This window comes from Pseudomonas sp. S2_E01 (genome assembly GCF_054668365.1).
In genome coordinates this window covers 768,679-785,008 of sequence record NZ_CP162762.1, presented here as the reverse complement: position 1 = coordinate 785,008, position 16,330 = coordinate 768,679, and the positions used below count along the sequence as shown (strand labels likewise).

16 protein-coding genes, 1 tRNA gene and 1 pseudogene are annotated in these 16,330 nt (G+C 46.8%); 9 read left to right on the top strand and 9 right to left on the bottom strand.

The features are described 5' to 3' along the window. Positions 1 to 500: 500 nt before the first annotated feature. Positions 501 to 1,241 (top strand): SDR family NAD(P)-dependent oxidoreductase, encoded by a 741-nt coding sequence (locus tag AB4O36_RS03665; protein ID WP_460141081.1) that lies wholly within the window; start codon positions 501 to 503, stop codon positions 1,239 to 1,241. Between the two features lie 49 nt (positions 1,242 to 1,290). Next, the gene (locus AB4O36_RS03660; RefSeq protein WP_460141080.1) at positions 1,291 to 1,803 is read left to right on the top strand and encodes a hypothetical protein; all 513 of its coding nucleotides are present in this window, start codon (positions 1,291 to 1,293) and stop codon (positions 1,801 to 1,803) included. 307 nt (positions 1,804 to 2,110) lie between these two features. On the opposite strand, the gene AB4O36_RS03655 is transcribed toward AB4O36_RS03660, so the two are convergent. After that, a complete protein-coding gene (locus AB4O36_RS03655; RefSeq protein ID WP_460141079.1) occupies positions 2,111 to 2,773 on the bottom strand; it encodes a recombinase family protein in 663 nt (220 codons plus the stop codon). Between the two features lie 294 nt (positions 2,774 to 3,067). Here AB4O36_RS03655 and AB4O36_RS03650 point away from each other — a divergent pair, with 294 nt between their 5' ends. Together AB4O36_RS03650 and AB4O36_RS03645 are read left to right on the top strand one after the other, a co-directional pair. Further along, on the top strand, positions 3,068 to 4,216 hold the full coding sequence (locus AB4O36_RS03650) for a hypothetical protein (RefSeq protein WP_354336395.1): 1,149 nt from the start codon (positions 3,068 to 3,070) through the stop codon (positions 4,214 to 4,216). Beyond that, on the top strand, positions 4,213 to 5,985 hold the full coding sequence (locus AB4O36_RS03645) for an ATP-binding protein (RefSeq protein ID WP_354336394.1): 1,773 nt from the start codon (positions 4,213 to 4,215) through the stop codon (positions 5,983 to 5,985). Before AB4O36_RS03650 ends, AB4O36_RS03645 begins: the two co-directional genes overlap by 4 nt. A 12-nt stretch (positions 5,986 to 5,997) precedes the next feature. Here the strand turns inward: AB4O36_RS03645 and AB4O36_RS03640 are convergent, their stop codons facing one another. Beyond that, a complete protein-coding gene (locus AB4O36_RS03640) occupies positions 5,998 to 7,104 on the bottom strand; it encodes a hypothetical protein (protein ID WP_460141078.1) in 1,107 nt (368 codons plus the stop codon). Between the two features lie 142 nt (positions 7,105 to 7,246). After that, positions 7,247 to 7,462, bottom strand: a complete 216-nt coding sequence (locus tag AB4O36_RS03635; RefSeq protein ID WP_082441044.1) for a helix-turn-helix domain-containing protein — start codon at positions 7,460 to 7,462, stop codon at positions 7,247 to 7,249. Between the two features lie 273 nt (positions 7,463 to 7,735). Between AB4O36_RS03635 and AB4O36_RS03630 the strand changes: the two genes are divergently transcribed. Then, positions 7,736 to 8,557 (top strand): hypothetical protein, encoded by an 822-nt coding sequence (locus AB4O36_RS03630; RefSeq protein WP_460141077.1) that lies wholly within the window; start codon positions 7,736 to 7,738, stop codon positions 8,555 to 8,557. A gap of 26 nt (positions 8,558 to 8,583) precedes the next feature. Then, complete coding sequence (locus AB4O36_RS03625; RefSeq protein ID WP_054985394.1) at positions 8,584 to 9,048, top strand: hypothetical protein; 465 nt, start codon at positions 8,584 to 8,586, stop codon at positions 9,046 to 9,048. Between the two features lie 393 nt (positions 9,049 to 9,441). Here AB4O36_RS03625 and AB4O36_RS03620 read toward each other — a convergent pair whose 3' ends face one another. The 3 genes from AB4O36_RS03620 to AB4O36_RS03610 form a co-directional block, all read right to left on the bottom strand. Continuing rightward, the gene (locus tag AB4O36_RS03620) at positions 9,442 to 10,497 is read right to left on the bottom strand and encodes a hypothetical protein (protein WP_460141076.1); all 1,056 of its coding nucleotides are present in this window, start codon (positions 10,495 to 10,497) and stop codon (positions 9,442 to 9,444) included. Between the two features lie 264 nt (positions 10,498 to 10,761). Beyond that, positions 10,762 to 11,895, bottom strand: coding sequence for a hypothetical protein (locus AB4O36_RS03615; protein ID WP_460141075.1), 1,134 nt, complete (start codon positions 11,893 to 11,895; stop codon positions 10,762 to 10,764). A 3-nt stretch (positions 11,896 to 11,898) separates the two neighbouring features. Next, entirely contained in the window at positions 11,899 to 13,155 is a 1,257-nt protein-coding gene (locus AB4O36_RS03610) for a hypothetical protein (protein WP_149036698.1), read from the bottom strand. A gap of 520 nt (positions 13,156 to 13,675) precedes the next feature. On the opposite strand from AB4O36_RS03610, the gene AB4O36_RS03605 reads away from it, so the two are divergent. Then, positions 13,676 to 14,353 (top strand): hypothetical protein, encoded by a 678-nt coding sequence (locus AB4O36_RS03605; RefSeq protein WP_354336389.1) that lies wholly within the window; start codon positions 13,676 to 13,678, stop codon positions 14,351 to 14,353. A 3-nt stretch (positions 14,354 to 14,356) separates the two neighbouring features. On the opposite strand, the pseudogene AB4O36_RS03600 reads toward AB4O36_RS03605, so the two are convergent. Beyond that, positions 14,357 to 14,521, bottom strand: a pseudogene (locus AB4O36_RS03600) (recombinase family protein); the annotation flags it as partial. Positions 14,522 to 14,982: 461 nt separating this feature from the next. Then, a tRNA-Arg gene (locus AB4O36_RS03595) sits at positions 14,983 to 15,059 on the bottom strand. 294 nt (positions 15,060 to 15,353) lie between these two features. Between AB4O36_RS03595 and AB4O36_RS03590 the strand changes: the two genes are divergently transcribed. Together AB4O36_RS03590 and AB4O36_RS03585 are read left to right on the top strand one after the other, a co-directional pair. Further along, positions 15,354 to 15,572 carry a hypothetical protein gene (locus AB4O36_RS03590; RefSeq protein ID WP_460141074.1) on the top strand — a complete coding sequence of 73 codons (219 nt, stop codon included), beginning with the start codon at positions 15,354 to 15,356 and terminating at the stop codon, positions 15,570 to 15,572. Positions 15,573 to 15,595: 23 nt separating this feature from the next. Then, the gene (locus tag AB4O36_RS03585) at positions 15,596 to 15,769 is read left to right on the top strand and encodes a PA3371 family protein (protein ID WP_460121739.1); all 174 of its coding nucleotides are present in this window, start codon (positions 15,596 to 15,598) and stop codon (positions 15,767 to 15,769) included. Here AB4O36_RS03585 and phnN read toward each other — a convergent pair. Beyond that, a complete protein-coding gene (gene phnN, locus AB4O36_RS03580; protein ID WP_460141073.1) occupies positions 15,744 to 16,307 on the bottom strand; it encodes a phosphonate metabolism protein/1,5-bisphosphokinase (PRPP-forming) PhnN in 564 nt (187 codons plus the stop codon). The two genes, AB4O36_RS03585 and phnN, sit on opposite strands and share 26 nt — an antisense overlap. Positions 16,308 to 16,330 lie beyond the last annotated feature (23 nt).

The window sequence follows — 16,330 nt, the reverse complement described above, 5'->3', positions numbered from 1 at the left end:
CTACCTTTGGTTTTACTTTTGACCCGCCCGCAAGCGGGTCTTTTTTTGCCTGAAATAAACAGAACGTTATTGTGGTAAAAAACGCCACAAAGTGTTTCGACAAACATCATTTATCAACTCATCAACCAAGATCATAATCTCGACACTCATTCGGATCTCAGACCGAAAGGACGCAAGAACCATCTATTTCCAAAATGCTTTGCGCTTAAGTAGGTCAACAGACTTAGCCCGGAGGTCAAATGCCACTGTTAGAGGCTCAAGCGTTTTATCTTCTAAACACTAAGAGCATAGGCTTTAGCCAGCCCATTGATATATTCGGTTGCGATACTTGGATGGTAAACCATCTGAGCGGAGCAACCCGCGCTCGCAGCAGGCCTGCGGACTATTCAATACTTCATTCCGAAAGATTCAGCACTCCAAAACTTGTACCAACACTCGACTAAAAAATATTGAATTGCTGACTGAGTGTTTATTTCCATCCACCAAAGGAAGTCAGAGTTATGAGTAATCTTAATGGCAAACGCGCACTGGTCACAGGCGCAAGTCGTGGTATTGGTAAAGCAATCGCCCTAGCATTAGCAGCCAAGGGGGCGGACGTTGCGATTACCTATGAACGATCTCATGAAAAAGCAGAGGCACTGGTAAAACAAATCAAGGAGAGCGGACGCAACGCTGTGTCATTCCAAGCCGATAGTTCAGACCCCGAAGCGGTCAAAAACTCCGTCAATCAAGCCGCTCAGGCTCTGGGCGGTCTGGACATACTGGTAAACAATGCAGGAATTTTCCAGTACGGTCCGCTCGATGAATTAGAACTTGACACTCTAAATTCAGTGTTAAACATCAATGTTAAGTCTGTAGTGCTGGCAAGTCAGGCTGCACTGGTTCATTTACCTGATGGTGGCCGCATTATCAATTTAGGTAGCTGCTTGGCTGAACGCGTACCGATGACCAATCTAAGCATTTATTCAATGAGCAAAGCGGCACTCATTGCACTGACCAAAGGCCTGGCGAGAGACGTGGGCGCACGTGGCATTACTGTAAACATCGTACACCCCGGCCCTACAGATACAGACATGAACCCCGCCGATGGCGCCGGTGCCCAGGCGATGCGAGATGGCATGGCGCTGGGTCATTACGGCAAGGTCGAAGACGTAGCCAACATGGTGGCATTCCTTTGCGGACCGGATGCACGGCATATAACCGGTGCAGGGTTTACCGTTGACGGTGGCTTCAGCGCTTAGAGCATCCTCACCGGTTTATAAATCACGTTCAATTCAAGGAGCTGGAATAATGACTATCGGCTATACCGGGGGATGGGTTGCAAAGTCAGGCCTACTGATTAATAACATGACGAACGGCAACTCTGTATCGAATAGTGTCAAAGTCAGACAGATGTTGGCTCTGGTAGGAAATAATCCTAATGCTCTTAACACGGCAAAAATGGATGAACAGAAAGTCTATAAAAACGTCAAAGGCTTCGACCCTGAAAACGTATCGTCAAAGCAGCTAGGAAATCTTAGTGCTTTTTTAAGAGGTCAAGGATTGATTTCCGATATAACCTCCATGACATTAATGAAAGCCGGAGATAGATTCGATAGATTTGGCCTACAGAATGATCCAGACGCCAAATTCAACGCACTGGAATATTTCGCCATGCAATTAGATAGCATTCAAGCCAACAGCATCAAGGGCGACAAGTACGCTGCTAGCCTTGTACCAGAATACACGACGGCTATCCATGTCCTGAGAAACTTACAATCTTATGGAAAAGGTAATGGCATGACAGTAAATACCAAAACATAAGAAAACAACCCCCCTGAATTCAAGCCACGCTATTAAACTTTAGCGCAAATTCTTTCAATGTCTCGACCATCAAGCCCCGAGGCATGGCCCCGTTGCAGAAGAATCGCTTGGAATTTTTGAGAGCAATTCGGTGAACGCATCTCGCCGGTGGCTCCTCTTCTCTAACGTCCGCTTTTGGCCGATTTCTGCCGGTCAAGGCACGCCCATTGCGCGGGTCAGATCCGATGCAAACAACTGGGCAAGTCGAATGCAAATGGCTGGTCAGTTGCAATGCAAACGGGTGGTCAAGTGGAATGCAATTCTCCATCTAGCTGTGAGACGTTGAGGAGCCGAGCTCTTTTTTGATTCTATAAACCGTGGCCATCCCGACATTCGCAGCTTCGGCTATCTCTTTGACTGTCATGTTTGAAGCCGATTGACCTTTGAGAAGCTTTTCAACCCGCTGCCATTTCTCAATGCTCTTCCGTTTCCCTACCGCTTTCCAAGAAGGATCAGCCGCTCTCTTGTTGGCAATACCCTGCCTAATCCGTTCGACACGTTTTTCTTGATCAAGACGAGCCATGGTCGCCATTAAATCAATGAGCATGTTATTAATTACATGCATTACAGAGCCTGCAATGTCGCTGCGACCGTTGAGGCCTCCATCCAGATGCTCCCAGCTAGTAGGTAAGTCGGCCACTACCAGCCTCAAACCTTTTGAATTAATCGTCCCCTTAAGGGCTTCCCAATCCGCTTGGCTGAGCCGGGAAAGGCGATCTACTGATTCAACACACAAAACTTCCCCAGGCTCCGCAATGGTCAGCAGCCTGTGGAGTTCAGGCCGTTGCAATTTGGTACCAGAGAAATTGTCGGCATAGACCCCGGCCACTACATAATTTCGGCTGGCTGCAAAAGCCATCAAAGAAACACGGGCCCGGTTCGCATCCTGATCTTTTGTAGACGCTCGCAAATATAGGTGTGCAAGGACCATACAGGAACACTCTCATTAAGACATAAAAACAGATAGAACAATGATAATCTATCATTTAGACTTCTGCCAATATCTATTTGATAGCGCGGCTTACAGCTCCAGCGATTCTCTTAAAGGTAGACACAAACGATAGGATGCCTAACCACTCCCTCACAGCGCCGATGTAGACAGGATGATGGCAAATGAGTAGCGTCGCAGGTTCATCGGTTTTGCAAATTTAGGACACCCGTGTAGGAACCACTTACGCACGGACGCGCTGGAAAACAAGCTCCGGATATCTGCAAGGAAGGCATCATGCCAAATAAAATCAGCATCAACGAAATCTATGACAAGCCCTTAAACTTTTTAATCGGTGCAGGCGCTTCTTATGGGCTCTTCCCAACTTTAGCTCTTGATATTAAAAATATCTGGGATGAAAGCCAGACCATTGAAACTTTGGCGACCCACTTCCAGCACGAAAATAACCAGTCACTCTACACATTGCTATTCATGCACTATTATAAAGAATGCATCGAACCTGTAATGCAGTTCAGTCTAGCTCAGATCAAAGAAGACACAGAAAAGTCAAGCGTTACTAACAACTATGAAAATTTCTTAGTCACAATATTAGCAATCTTACAAAGTAGGAAGGATTACGAAAAAACCTGCAATCTATTCACAACAAACTATGATGGATGTTTTGTTCATGTGGCTGATGACATACTTAGAAAAGGAACTACTGATTTCATCATAAATGATGGGACGCGAGGGTTCAACAAACGCTATCTACAGGCCAAAAATTTCAATAGCCTAGTTTCGCAAACTGGGATTTTCGAACGTCACCGCACCACGATACCACAAATAAATCTAATTCATTTACATGGATCTGCGTATTGGTATAAAGACGGAAGCAGTATAACTGTCGACTACTCCAACAATAGAGCGGACCATCTGATCGATGATTTACCACTCGAAAAACTCTCCGAATTTTCAAGCCTATTGAAAGACAAAGATGGTTTAGTAGAGAATATTCCCAACTTTGAAATAAGTCAGCAAGAGCAGGATTGCTTTTGGAAAAAATACTCGACACTGCCTATCGTTAATCCAACCAAATGGAAGTTTCACGAGACAGTGTTCGAAGAGCATTATTATCAGATGTTACGACTGCTCAGCTACGAGCTTGAGAAGCCAAACGCGGTCTTCATAACGTTTGGGTTTTCATTCGCAGATGAACACATCCTAAATCTAGTAAAACGATCTTTGTCGAATCCATCACTGCAAGTGTTCATATGCTGCTTCCACCAACACGAACACGAATCTATGAAACGGCTATTCGATATATATAAAAATGTTGAGCTTATTTCCACGGACGAATATCTCAACTTTAGAAACTTCAATGATAACGTTTTTACGCTCACCGAGCAGTTAGGCGCTCACCACTTGTCTTCCGGAGACAGCCAATGAGCATTAAGATAGGAGAAGTGATAGGAGTACATGGAATAAAGGTTACGCTAAAAGTATTCGAAGAATCAAACAGAGAAACCCTATTTTATGAAGGCGCTAAATATAAAGGAGTTTCAATCCGAGAATATATTTCAATCAGAAGGGGTTTCAGAGACATCATCTGCATAATCGAAGGCGAGTACCTAGACGAGAATAGATATGAGCAACACTCTGAAAAAATGCAATACATCAGAAAAGTCGAAGCCAAACCAATAGGATACTTTGAACACGACAAATTTAATGAGGGCATTAAATTTCTTCCGATGATCAAAGATCCAGCTTTTTTAATGCAAGAAGCAATGATCTCGAAGATTTATACGCGAAACCAAAAAGAAGGTTTTGTTATTGGAAAAATGCTGAAAGAAGAACTGCCTATATCGTTACCTTGGGAAAAACTATTCAACAGTCACATTGGTATATTCGGAAACACAGGCAGTGGGAAGTCAAATACACTGGCAAAACTGTACACAGTGCTATTTGAACAGAAGGCAGATGCTATAGGTCAGAAAAGCAAGTTTGCTATTCTAGACTTCAATGGAGAATATACAACGGGCCAATTTATTGAAGGCAGTAGGAAATCGGTACTAAAGCTAGACACATCGATAACAGATGGAGATAAATTTCCGTTAGCGCCGGAAGAGTTCTGGAACTCTGACACCTTATGTATTCTTTTCCAAGCTACCGCGAATACCCAACGACCTTTCCTAAATCGGTTAATAAACGGAAGAGCAAAATTTATTGATGCTCCTAATAGTTTACTGAACTACATCCGAGGAACTTTTCTGGCGGTATTTAGCGCAACTGCACCAAAGCCAGAGGCGCTCGATCTTTTAAGGCGGGTTGTAGATAGCGTAGGGGCTGTGGGCCTCGGCACAATGCTCCGAGAAATTTCCTGGCATGGTGCTGCTAATAAATTCCACCGATCTAGAGATAATTTGTTTTTTCAGGCAGATGGCATTGCTTTCCAAAATACTTTTGCCCTAGCCGTTGCGCAACTCACAATTGGCGATACGAATCAATTTGATGAACTAATAACTCGGGCAGATCTTCAGTTAATCCACGACCTACTGCACGGGCACGTACAATTTGAGCATATTCAGCCACTTTTAAAAAGGATAGACTCTTCCCTATCGGGCCTGAAAAAAGTTATCGTTATTGGGGAAGAGGAAGATAAAACAAAGCTTCTAACAGTAATATCCTTACGAAAATGCAATCAGGATATCAAAAAAGTTTTGCCTTTGCTGATAGCTAAGCATTTCTATCATCAGCACAAGAATACCGTTAAAAATCCACCCGACAAGACGATGCACCTGATCATCGATGAAGCTCATAATATTCTATCCCAGCAGTCATCAAGAGAGCACGAAAGCTGGAAAGATTACCGACTTGAGCTTTTTGAAGAGATCATCAAAGAAGGCCGAAAATTTGGTATGTTCATCACACTTTCGAGTCAGCGCCCGGCCGATATTTCCCCAACTATAGTATCGCAGCTTCACAATTTCTTTATCCACCGGTTAGTTAATGAGCGCGATCTATATCTGCTAGACAATACTATCAGCACTCTTGACAATCTCTCTAGGAGCTTGATTCCTAATCTATCTAAAGGCTGCTGTATCATCACAGGAACGTCTTTTGATTTACCTATGACTTTACAAATTGAAAAACTGAATTTTGCTAGGCAGCCCGACAGTGAAGATGTCAATCTTGAAAAGCTCTGGGCTAGTGAGTAGAATTTTGATGACCTAATCTAAAGAACGCGTGTACATCATTTTATATTGCCATGGCGAAGCTGTTACTCGCCATGCTTTTTCTGGGAAATGCAAATATGACATAATCTCTTTGCGAAGTTTCCGTATATTTATATCACAGCCCTGAAGCCCCATAAAAGCAGCTTCGTAGACAAGATCTTTAAATGATGACCAGTTGTTTTCATTTTTCAACATGACCTGACCATATTTAATTTTGACAAGAGGCTCATACTTTACGTAAAACTCTTTGTTGAATGTATCACTGGCCTCAATGCGCTCTAGCGCCATATAGGCCATGACCATTAGCTCTCTTAACTTCTTGAGCATTGCACTACGCTCTATATCAAGTTCAATAAAACGAGTCAGACTATCCATATAAGCTAAAAATTTAGATTCATCACGCTTAGCTGGCTTATACAACGGCCTGCGGGTAGCAGCTTTATAACGATCACTTAATTCATTGAAACTCAAATCCAAAAGCTTATCCATGGTTAGCTGATTATCAGACTCCATGATTTTTTTAGCAATCTGAACTCTCTTAGATTTCCTGACCGAGCAACTTCTTATGTAGTTAGTTAATACATCTCCTAAGAATTCTTTAATTAAGCGCAAGACTTCTTTATTTGGAGTATCTCCTCCCACAGTCCAAACCGGATCAAGATCTTCAACACCGATGTAGAGACCGCCTCCCGCGTGGCTATTTCTGAATATATTATTCTGATAGTCTCCTCCATAATAAAGATTTCTATAATGGAGCAATCCAATGAATTGATTGCCCTTAACTGGTGCTACATGGCACAAATGCACATGTCCCGCAGGTCTATTCCTAATCAACTCCATTGTTCTGGCGAGAGACTCAAGTGTATGGTCGCTCAAAATCTGGACTGTACCCGCGTATTTACATTGAGCAACCACGTAGCGCATCTCGTCATTCAGCAGGAGGTTATCTTCTCTATGCTGCATACGAATCGATAAGTTTTGAGCACGTTTTTTTATGCGGTGCTGCCTTTTTCGACAAGTTGGAGTGCAATACACCTGATTTCGAGCTTGCTTGGATTCATTAAACAATTTTTTATTACAAGCAGGACATGTTATTGCCATGATTACTCTCCTTATTGAGTAGTAATCATTTACAGTTTTCTAAGGCGTCACCCATATCCTGACTAGTAAAACTTGATCATCGAACCAAGTAGACAGCTGATCCGAATGATCAGTACATCAACGAAACATGAAAGAGACGCTATCACAGACCTGCGAACAGGCTTTTTAGGTCCGAGTTGAGGGCAACGGCAAGGGTATTGATCGCGTCAAGGCTAGGATTGGCCCCGCCGGTTTCGATTCTGGACATGTACGTACGCGCGAAACCACAACGATCAGCAAATTCCTCCTGGGTCATGCCTGTGGCAAGACGGAGTTCACGAACACGATGACCAAAGCGATGACGTAGGGAAGGAGGCATTCCCAGATGATGTGGTGATGTGATCTAATCGTGAACACACTAATCGTGACATTGGGTGCTTTATGACCAGCCTTTTGGCGAAATCTTGGATACCAGCCTGCTCGCCTATAGCCAGCCTTCGCCAAGGCATCAGTTTGCGATGGTCGACCCCATCACCAGAACCATAGGTTTGTATGGTTTCAGAGTATCGAGTAATTAGGCCCCATCTTGATTGCTTTTACTTCCCTCACTTTTACATAAGCATCAAATTCTACGCTGATAAGGAAGTTGGATATGCACAGATTATTTGCGATGCTCTGCTTCACATTACTATGTCCCTTGTCTCATGCCGCTTTGCCACCTTCCCCCTTGACTATTTCGGCGGCTCAGGAGGTGGCAAACGAATTCAAGGACCACTATGAGGATGACTTTAATTACGATATGTCAAGAGTTGCTCAGTCCATACTCCCTACGCCAGAACGGTCATATGTTTATGCTAAGTACATGAATAAAGCGTTCGAAAAAGCCGGTTATAGCTTGGACGAGACTTTATATGATTTCTTCAAGACTGGTGGTGCAGCTGGGGGGGTCGCAGGCCATCCTAATATTTTATTTGCTCAAAAACTAAATCTCACTGTATATGCTGCTGCTTTGAAGAATGCTGATATCGCTAACGCGTTTATCCAGGCTAATGCTGTTTCTGAAAGAACAATACTGTATGCAAAAGATGTTGCGATAGATTTTCCAATTACAAATGTTGATTATGTGGTTGACGCAACTCCAGGATATTTGATACCGGGCAGCGAAGGGTACAGCCGAGAAAACGGGAGATTCATAGGTCAAATAAAAATTGGGGCTGGCCCTTGGAAAGGCTGGTTGTACTTCGAGTCTGAAACACGTCGGGGTGAACAGTACGGTATCGGAGTTGCAGATATTGCAGGTCTTGACGATGATGAAGCAGAGGTATTCAAAGCGCTAAATGGGAAAAGGGTAAAAGTTGAGGGTACTTACTTTATGGCTAAAGGACAAACGGTGGGAGACCCTAACACCAGAAATTTAGCAATCGACCCGTTACTTTTCGATATGAGTCACAGGTTGACCTTTAAAGTTCTATAACATCCCTGGGTCAAAAAGGATTCTCCGTGAGCACTCTCAAATACCTAGCCATTGCGGCAATTTCAAGCGTTTCAACTTTCGCATTCTCCCAGCAGTTTACCTACTTTTCATACCAAGAAGACGGATATGCTGGAAGAATGCTCGTTGCGAACGAGCTAGCGTACGGCAGCCCTGTACAAACTATTGCTGTACATATACAGACTGTAGATACCAGCACCCATCACGAGTGTGATGTTTGGGCTATGGAGAACACTGTATCCAGGATCGAGTCGAATGGAGAGATATCTACATCGATGCGGGTGGTAGATGAAAATAAAAAAGCTACCGGTGAAACTTTTAATGTTGTACTAGGGAAGTCAGGAGCTGTAATTACGTCGTTCACGCCAAGTGAGTATTGCGGAGTTTCAGCGACTTTCTCCGGTCATTGGGTGCGTAGTCAAGAGGAAACCAGTGGCGAAAATGAAGAGGAAGGTGAGCAGGATGCGTTGTGAGTGTTGGTAATTATTAATATAGATGTCCACTCTCGACTGCCTAGCCAATTATAAAAAACTAATAGGCCCCGCCATGGAGTTTCAAGCGGGGCTTTTTTATTTCAGGCTGATTCCAGTACCGCACTCTGCTGGAATACTCCACAGCCCTTTGCAGTAGGTTTATCAAGGTCTCAGGTGGGTTCATCATATGCCATTGTTTGCCGGTGGCCGTGCTGCGCAGACGAGCCTTCTGGCATTGCTCCTATACACCTTAAGCGTGACCGAAATGTAAGTATTAGCACTTTTTGGCACAGGGTTGCTGCGAAAGGTGAGTAGACGGATTTGACAGCCATGTCGCTATATAAGGTTGTTCGCGTGCCCTTTGAGTTGCGCAGGCTCATACTCGCTTTTTAGTCATGAAGTCTGTTTGGTGGCTCTTTGGAAAACGAAACCTTCCTGCTTTGTTTCAAGATAAAGAAGAAAATACTTGGATACCAACTGTCTAGTCTGTTCTAGTGGCAGATTTTTCACCTCCCCCTCCATCTTGTGGAAGAACTTATCTCTGATTCCCTTTATTCTCTTGAACTCTGCTATGTCCGCATCAGAGTTTGTCCTATCGTAGAGGTTTGACAAGGCAGCAAACTTATCTGCCAAACGATACTTGTCATTCATTACAATGAGCATGCGGCTCGAGAACTCTTTATGTGTCGTTGCGCCGTTGATGCTTATCGTAATGCTCGATTGCAGCTCCTTAAACTGCTTCGCAACGAAAATCTCTAGAGCTGTCCATGCTGCAATAAAGGCGTGAAGATGGCCGCTCTTATCTGGAGTAAGGGATTCTGAATAGATGGAAATTAAGTCTTTTAGTTCTTTGTCGTGATGAAAAATTGAAGAGAGTCCTTTGGCGACTGTTATTTCATCCATGGAGATTTCTGACATTGTGCCCCCTTCAAAAACCTCCACGGGGTTTAGAAATTCTATTATCGATGACTCCTTGTTTGTGACGTAGTACTGCTCGTGAATGAAGTCATAGTTTTTCGAGAGCAAATTTCCTCTGGCAAATGTCATCGCCGCCGAGACAGTTTTAAACGCATTTTCCGCATTGTATTTTAATGGCGCCTTGACGTAGGCTTGAATTTCGGAATTTTCTTCATAATAGCTACTGACAACTTCGAGCGGTAGATATGACTCTACATGTATCACGGCATGGTTATGAGCTTGAAGGATGAAAGTGTTTCGACGAATGCTATTTTTCTCCTTAGTCTTTTCGTGAAGCTTGTCAGAGTTTTCTTTATTTTGCGGGCAGAGGACTCTATCTACCAGTTCTATATAGCCTTTTAAGCCTAGAAGACGAATCGACACATTCTCATCATGTAGCAATACAGAGTTCAAGTCTGGGCTTGGATTGTAAATTCCTGTTGCGGCGTAAACACAGCAATAGTTAATGATTGCACCGCTTTTATCCGTCATAGAGCTCTCGGGGGGGGGAAATGTGTTGAGGAGGTTCAGAAAGTGTCGGAATAATATCAAAGCTTTTAGCTGTCTGCGTCTCCGCTTCGCGGACCACGCTGCTCCAGGTTAGCTTGCCGCCACCGAGCTTGTTCGCCGGCTCGTCAAAATCAATATTCAAATCATCAGAGGGGCCCGGTGTTGGTCGTTAGGAAAACTGGGCATAAGAAAACATGCTTGGGGAGCATTGCTGTCCGTGCGAACAGACAATGCTCCAGCTTTCGGTTAATAAAGATTTTCAAAAAGTGAGCCTGTCGCATTAGCCTCGGTACTTTTCGGAGCTTCCTGTATCTGTGCAGAGCCTCCACTCCAAGAGTCAGCAAATGCTGAGCGCTCCAGCCCTGCGAAATCCAGTAGCACGCCGAGGAAGGACTTTTCCTCCAATTTGAGTTGGTCGAACCCACGTGGCTTCATCCTAAATCCTTCGGATTCTAATGAGCGTGCTAATTGAAATAGTGAAACGCCTTTCATCTGCGTCAACACATGGTCCGTGATCACTTCGGCAGGGATATTTTGGAGGTCTGTACGTATCGAGTTAAGCATTGATTGCGAAACTGCCCGGCCATTAGGTGTGTAGCGCTCAATCAGAGCGGCAGCAACTCGAACCTTTTCAAGTCCAGGGCCTTCCTCTTCATCACCGAATCTAATGATATTGGAGATGGTTTTGCGTCTGTCTTCTGCTGACTTAAAGAAAACTTTTGCAAGACAGAAATCTAGTGTCAGTGCAACTATTGATGCAGCAATATATGCTAGTCGCAGCGCTGTCTCGGCTGCAGGACTACTGGGGTGACTGGACGCTAGTAAGCGTGCAAAGGCAATGAAGTGATCTAGCGATCTGTTCACCGTCCCTGGGCCAAATCCATCAATTAATCCAGCTTTAAGGTCTTGGTAGCCAGTTTGAAATTCCTTGCTCCTACGGCCCTTATCTATCGACTTGATTAACTTGTCGAGATCTTCTTCGCTGAGTCTTTCTGGAAATATGATTTTTTCGCTTTCCGACATTCGCTTGAGATCCGCACCATCAAGGATCGATATTCCAAGGCGCGTTGCAACGTCCTTAATTACAGACCGGCAATCAGTCGTTGCGACGTGTGCCCCATCAACCTGGAGCAATTCAAGCAAACCCTTAGTCCACAACACGCGTTCGATAGCCTTAGGCTTCAGCTTTGACTTCGCGTCCACGATCTGACGTCTGCGAGAAGAACCATTTGATTGCTCATAGATCCATATGTCGACATCTGTTAAGTCGTCACCATCAAGTTGTAGTGGCACACCACGGACTGCGTACATTCCCGCTCGAAGAAAGTAAGCTCGAAGAAGCTCCTCTAGTACGTAGCCCTTATCTCCAGTCTTGGCCATTTATCAGATTCCTCTCTTGCTCCGAAGTGTACTCAAGATATCATGCGTATGGCGCTTGCTCGGCTGTGACTGTCTTTTTCTTGTTTGCTCGCGTGCGTACTCTGGCCCTTGATAATTAGTCATCGGAGCGCTTGGGGGCGTATTTATTGCTTCCGCATTTGCATTCCCGCGCTTAAGAACTTGAAGGGCAAGCTCACCAACTTCCTTTTTTAGCAGTTTCATACGGAACATACCAGAATTAGCGGGGAACAATTGGATGACTCGGTTCTGCTCCAAAACGCGATAGTCTGCGCCGATAGCTGAAGCGGGGCCAATAGTTCGGCCTGCAATCAGCGCGTCCAAGATCCAGTCGAAGCTAAGAATCCGCCCTTGTGAGGCTGGGCGTAGTTGCATTCCATATGATAAAGCAGACACAAGGGCTTTTGCCATGTCGAAAGTGTCGTCGATCAGTGGGTTTACATATTTGTGGAAAGCGCCAGGTAGCGTCACAAAAGCATGATCGCCTCGCTCGTTAGAAACTGTATTTACCTCTAGAACGCCAGCCGCCTTGAGTTTCTCAAAAAGCGGCACTCCGAGCTCCCTTTCGCAATTGTCAGCGTAAATGCAGCCTACGCTTTTAAGTTTCTCTGTTATGGATAGAAAACTACTTTGCTCTGCTGTTGAAAGAGAGGAAAGTACTCGAGCGGATTTGCTTACTGAGTCCTTTTTGAACAGGTTGCCATTAAACAGCAAAATATTCGAAGGGTCATCGCCCTCTTGATCTATGAAGCCAATCTCAGTGGAGCGCCGTATGAAATCATCAACGTCAGATGACTTCATTTTGTAACTGTCGCCAACGAACTCTTTGGCAATGATGAGCGAGACTGGAGCTTGAGACGCCATTTCCCCAATAGCAATCGCTGCGTGCTCATGCATACCCGGTTGAGCATCTTTGAAAATGTCGGCTGCATGTGACAAAACTGCGCGGGTCGTCACACCTATAACTTGTATTTCATCCCCGCCGGTATCAATCAGACGCTTAGCCTTGAGGAGCTCTAGGTAGTGCGGAAGCTCAACCCGAGGGTTCAGGCCGGTAGCCATAGCGATTGCGGCAACTTCCTGCTTCCCAAGATTGGATTCTTTAGTTTCCCCGAGTCGCATTAGAAGCTGTGCAGCCTTTCCGGCTTCGTCTATAACGGAATACTCTGCCGGCGCGGCAGTATCCGAAGCAATTTTCCTAGAGTGGTGAATAATCCACGCGCCAGTTGTCTCTTTATCCAAGCTCAAGTCCATCTGCTGCCCCCATTAGGTCCTTGATGAGCTGCTTTGCACTGGAGGTCTCTCCAGCGCTCCAAGCACGCAGGTTACCTGATTTTTATGTCGGGCCACCATAACGCCATCCTTCCAGTGCGTACGCTACGCGCAGCGAATCTACAATGTTTTGAAGCTCCGCGCTTCACGGGGGGCTCCAGAGGAGCGGAGCAAGCCGTAAAGGCTCGCCTCATGAATTGCGAGAGAGCCGCGCTGAGTGCCAAAGCGTCCCTATTATCTATACGAGTACCCAATTGAGCGCCTTTGTTGCTTTCATATTTCCTAGGGCTTGTGTGAATATTGGCTTGTACGTGTCTGATTCGATTCCTGTCTCGGTACCAGTAAAATAAGAGCTTCCCGGCTACTGATCAGTTTTTAAAAATGCCCGTGACAGCAGGGTGACAGCATTCTGCTCGATAATGTGGTGCGGAAAGGGCGGATTCGCAATACGCCGGCTACGATCAAGCAAGGACGAAGTAGGAGACCGGTCATGGCAAGTTACCCGCAGCGAGTTTGGGAAAATATCATTCCGCTGTCTGTAGGCAAGACGCTGCCAGAGGCCTTCGAGGAGTGGTCTTTTAAGGATGTGGTGAGGGATCACGAGCACCCGACTGAGACATGTGAGCTTTGTGATCAGGAGTCGCTCCGCTATCAGTTTGAGATTCGAAACGCGTTCACAGGCCACGCGCTTTGGGTGGGTTCTCAGTGCATCCTCAGATTCGGTGTTTCGGTATTTGAAGCGGGCCGTAAACTCTCCGCAAAGGACACGCAGAAAAAGCTGGATCGTTTGACGCAGAAGATGCGCGACGATGCTTGCTTGCGATCGCTGCAGAAGCTCGCCGACGCAGAGGGCGGCTCAATACTCGCTAACGCCCTTCGCTACTATCAAGGTCATGGGTACCTTTCCCCGAAATTCGCCTTCGTGGTTCTGTGGAGGCTGAAGGAGAACGACATCGACCATAGCCCTTCTTTTTTCAAGGTTGCCCTTCGGCGTGATCAGCATAAAAAGGACCTGCGAGAGATGAAGCTATCGAGTGTTCATATGATCTGGCCGGCGCTGTCTTCTTCTCAACGCGAACTGTCAATAAGGCTTGGGCATCGCCCGCCACCACCGCCTTTACCGTCACCGCCATCATTTCCAAATCTTCCACCCTTACCGCTTTCTTAAGGGTTACTGTGGCCCCGGTTCCGTCGTGGTTGAGCATGAGGCGTGTCGAGCTGCGGCGCGCACTCCAAGACCTGCCGCCAGTAACTCCTTCACACGCTTGTGCAGATCCTCGTCTGTCGGCCGGCCCTGGTACTTGCCGGCGGCCCTGGCCTTTTCGATGCCCTGAGCCCCTGGCAACGGCCGCCCTTATGAGCTGAACCGCACTCAAGCGAAGCTAACAAGCCCGAAGTTGGAATCCCGGCCAAAAGCGTCAAGGATGTAGAAGGCCGGCGAATGCCAGTCCCGACATGGATGAGCGAAGAGCGAAACCGCTACTCACACCGGAACAGATCAGTCATGCGCGACACTTGATTGCCGAAGAGCATAGGCCTGTGGCAGAGGCAGCCCGTCTATTGGGGGTTCATCGAGGCGTCGTATGTGGCGATCGCGATGTTGATAGTCAACGTGGAAACACCCCAATCGAGCGCGAGGTCATTCTCGGCAATCTCGAGTGTAGGCAATGTTTACAAAGACGATGGAGGAAGGGTCATAGACGCAAAACGAGCCCTGAAAGGTCCGCTGCTGCACCCGCTATGCACCCACGGGCTTGGCTGGGGCAACTCAGATTTAGCTGAAGAGCCCATAAAATATGGTGTCCCAGGGCAGGTTCGAACTGCCAACCTTCCCCTTAGGAGGGGGATGCTCTATCCAATTGAGCTACTGAGACACAAGTCGACCACGAGAGAACGCGGTGCGATGGACGGCGTGCATGTTAACGGCCACGTCGGCATTTGTCATGTCGTCCGTAGGGCTTTTTAAGTGTAGGCAGGCGCCCGCCACAGAAGCGGGAATTGTTGATCGGGTAATTTGCATCACTGCAATATGCCATCAATGCAAATTGCAATGCAGCCGCACCTAAAAACTATCCTAACGTATTGTTTTTAAATGATTTAATAGTCACTAGACTGTTGGCACGCCGGCTGCTTTGAATGTTCACATAGAAGATTGGAGGCCGGTCGACATGAACAAGGCTCTCTTGCTGGCGAACGCAATCGCTTTGGCCACCCTGCTGGGTGCTCACCCCGAGAACGATCCTGATCCGATGGCGCAGCGCACGCCTCATTACCTGCAAATCCAGAAAGCCCCGCAATGGGCGATGCTCAGTGATCAGCAAGGCCTCATAGGCCGGGACCAGGACATGAAGCCACTGCCACCCTCTTCTGATCGCCTGGTATTTTGACCCCACCACCCAAGGAGCACTGCATGTCCAAATCAGCCGCCGGTTTTTTTATCCTCGCCCTTTCAAGCGGCATGCTCCATGCGTCGCAGGCTTTGGATTCGTTTGTTCCCCTGGCCGCCTGTGGCGTGTTCACTGCACTGTTCGTACTGGCACTGATTGCGGGTCGCAGGATCAAGTTTGATCCGGTCTTGCGCTGAGCCGCAGCAGGTCCAGTAACTGGATTACCGTGGTGGCCAAGTCGCCGGAATTGTCGAGTCGATGGATGTATACCGCATCGTCGGACATGAACATTTCATTACGCTTCAAGCGCGCGTCAATCTCCGACAGGCTCTCCCGCCCACGCCGCAGCAGACGCTCACGCAATACGTCATCCTTGACCGTCAACAGGATAGGCAGCAATGCCGGGTAGCGCTCCAATGCTTGAGCCAGATGCCCGCGAGAGCCATTGACCAATACATCACGGCCATTCTCCAACCACTGATCAATCGACGCCGGGATTGCGTAATCCAGGCCATGGGCACTCCAGCACAGCGCAAACTCCCCCGCCCGCTGCCGGCGCTCGAACTCCTCGCGAGAGACTGGGATTGCATCTTCGCCCAGCGCCTGCGCCGAACGGGTGATGATTCTGCGCGCCACTTCACACCCCAGGGCCAGCAAGGGCGTTCGCGCCGCCTCGATCAAGCTGTCCTTGCCCGAACCGGACGGCCCCATCAGGTAAATCAGCCTGCCTTTCATCCTGAATCAGCCCCTCGTGATCG

Coding starts and splice junctions, on each gene's coding strand:
- AB4O36_RS03630 (WP_460141077.1), top strand. CDS start 7,736: ATGCACAGATTATTTGCGATGCTCTGCTTCACATTACTATGTCCCTTG.
- phnN (WP_460141073.1), bottom strand. CDS start 16,307: ATGAAAGGCAGGCTGATTTACCTGATGGGGCCGTCCGGTTCGGGCAAG.
- AB4O36_RS03640 (WP_460141078.1), bottom strand. CDS start 7,104: ATGGCAATAACATGTCCTGCTTGTAATAAAAAATTGTTTAATGAATCC.
- AB4O36_RS03655 (WP_460141079.1), bottom strand. CDS start 2,773: ATGGTCCTTGCACACCTATATTTGCGAGCGTCTACAAAAGATCAGGAT.
- AB4O36_RS03645 (WP_354336394.1), top strand. CDS start 4,213: ATGAGCATTAAGATAGGAGAAGTGATAGGAGTACATGGAATAAAGGTT.
- AB4O36_RS03660 (WP_460141080.1), top strand. CDS start 1,291: ATGACTATCGGCTATACCGGGGGATGGGTTGCAAAGTCAGGCCTACTG.
- AB4O36_RS03605 (WP_354336389.1), top strand. CDS start 13,676: ATGGCAAGTTACCCGCAGCGAGTTTGGGAAAATATCATTCCGCTGTCT.
- AB4O36_RS03585 (WP_460121739.1), top strand. CDS start 15,596: ATGTCCAAATCAGCCGCCGGTTTTTTTATCCTCGCCCTTTCAAGCGGC.
- AB4O36_RS03590 (WP_460141074.1), top strand. CDS start 15,354: ATGAACAAGGCTCTCTTGCTGGCGAACGCAATCGCTTTGGCCACCCTG.
- AB4O36_RS03650 (WP_354336395.1), top strand. CDS start 3,068: ATGCCAAATAAAATCAGCATCAACGAAATCTATGACAAGCCCTTAAAC.
- AB4O36_RS03665 (WP_460141081.1), top strand. CDS start 501: ATGAGTAATCTTAATGGCAAACGCGCACTGGTCACAGGCGCAAGTCGT.
- AB4O36_RS03615 (WP_460141075.1), bottom strand. CDS start 11,895: ATGGCCAAGACTGGAGATAAGGGCTACGTACTAGAGGAGCTTCTTCGA.
- AB4O36_RS03635 (WP_082441044.1), bottom strand. CDS start 7,462: ATGCCTCCTTCCCTACGTCATCGCTTTGGTCATCGTGTTCGTGAACTC.
- AB4O36_RS03620 (WP_460141076.1), bottom strand. CDS start 10,497: ATGACGGATAAAAGCGGTGCAATCATTAACTATTGCTGTGTTTACGCC.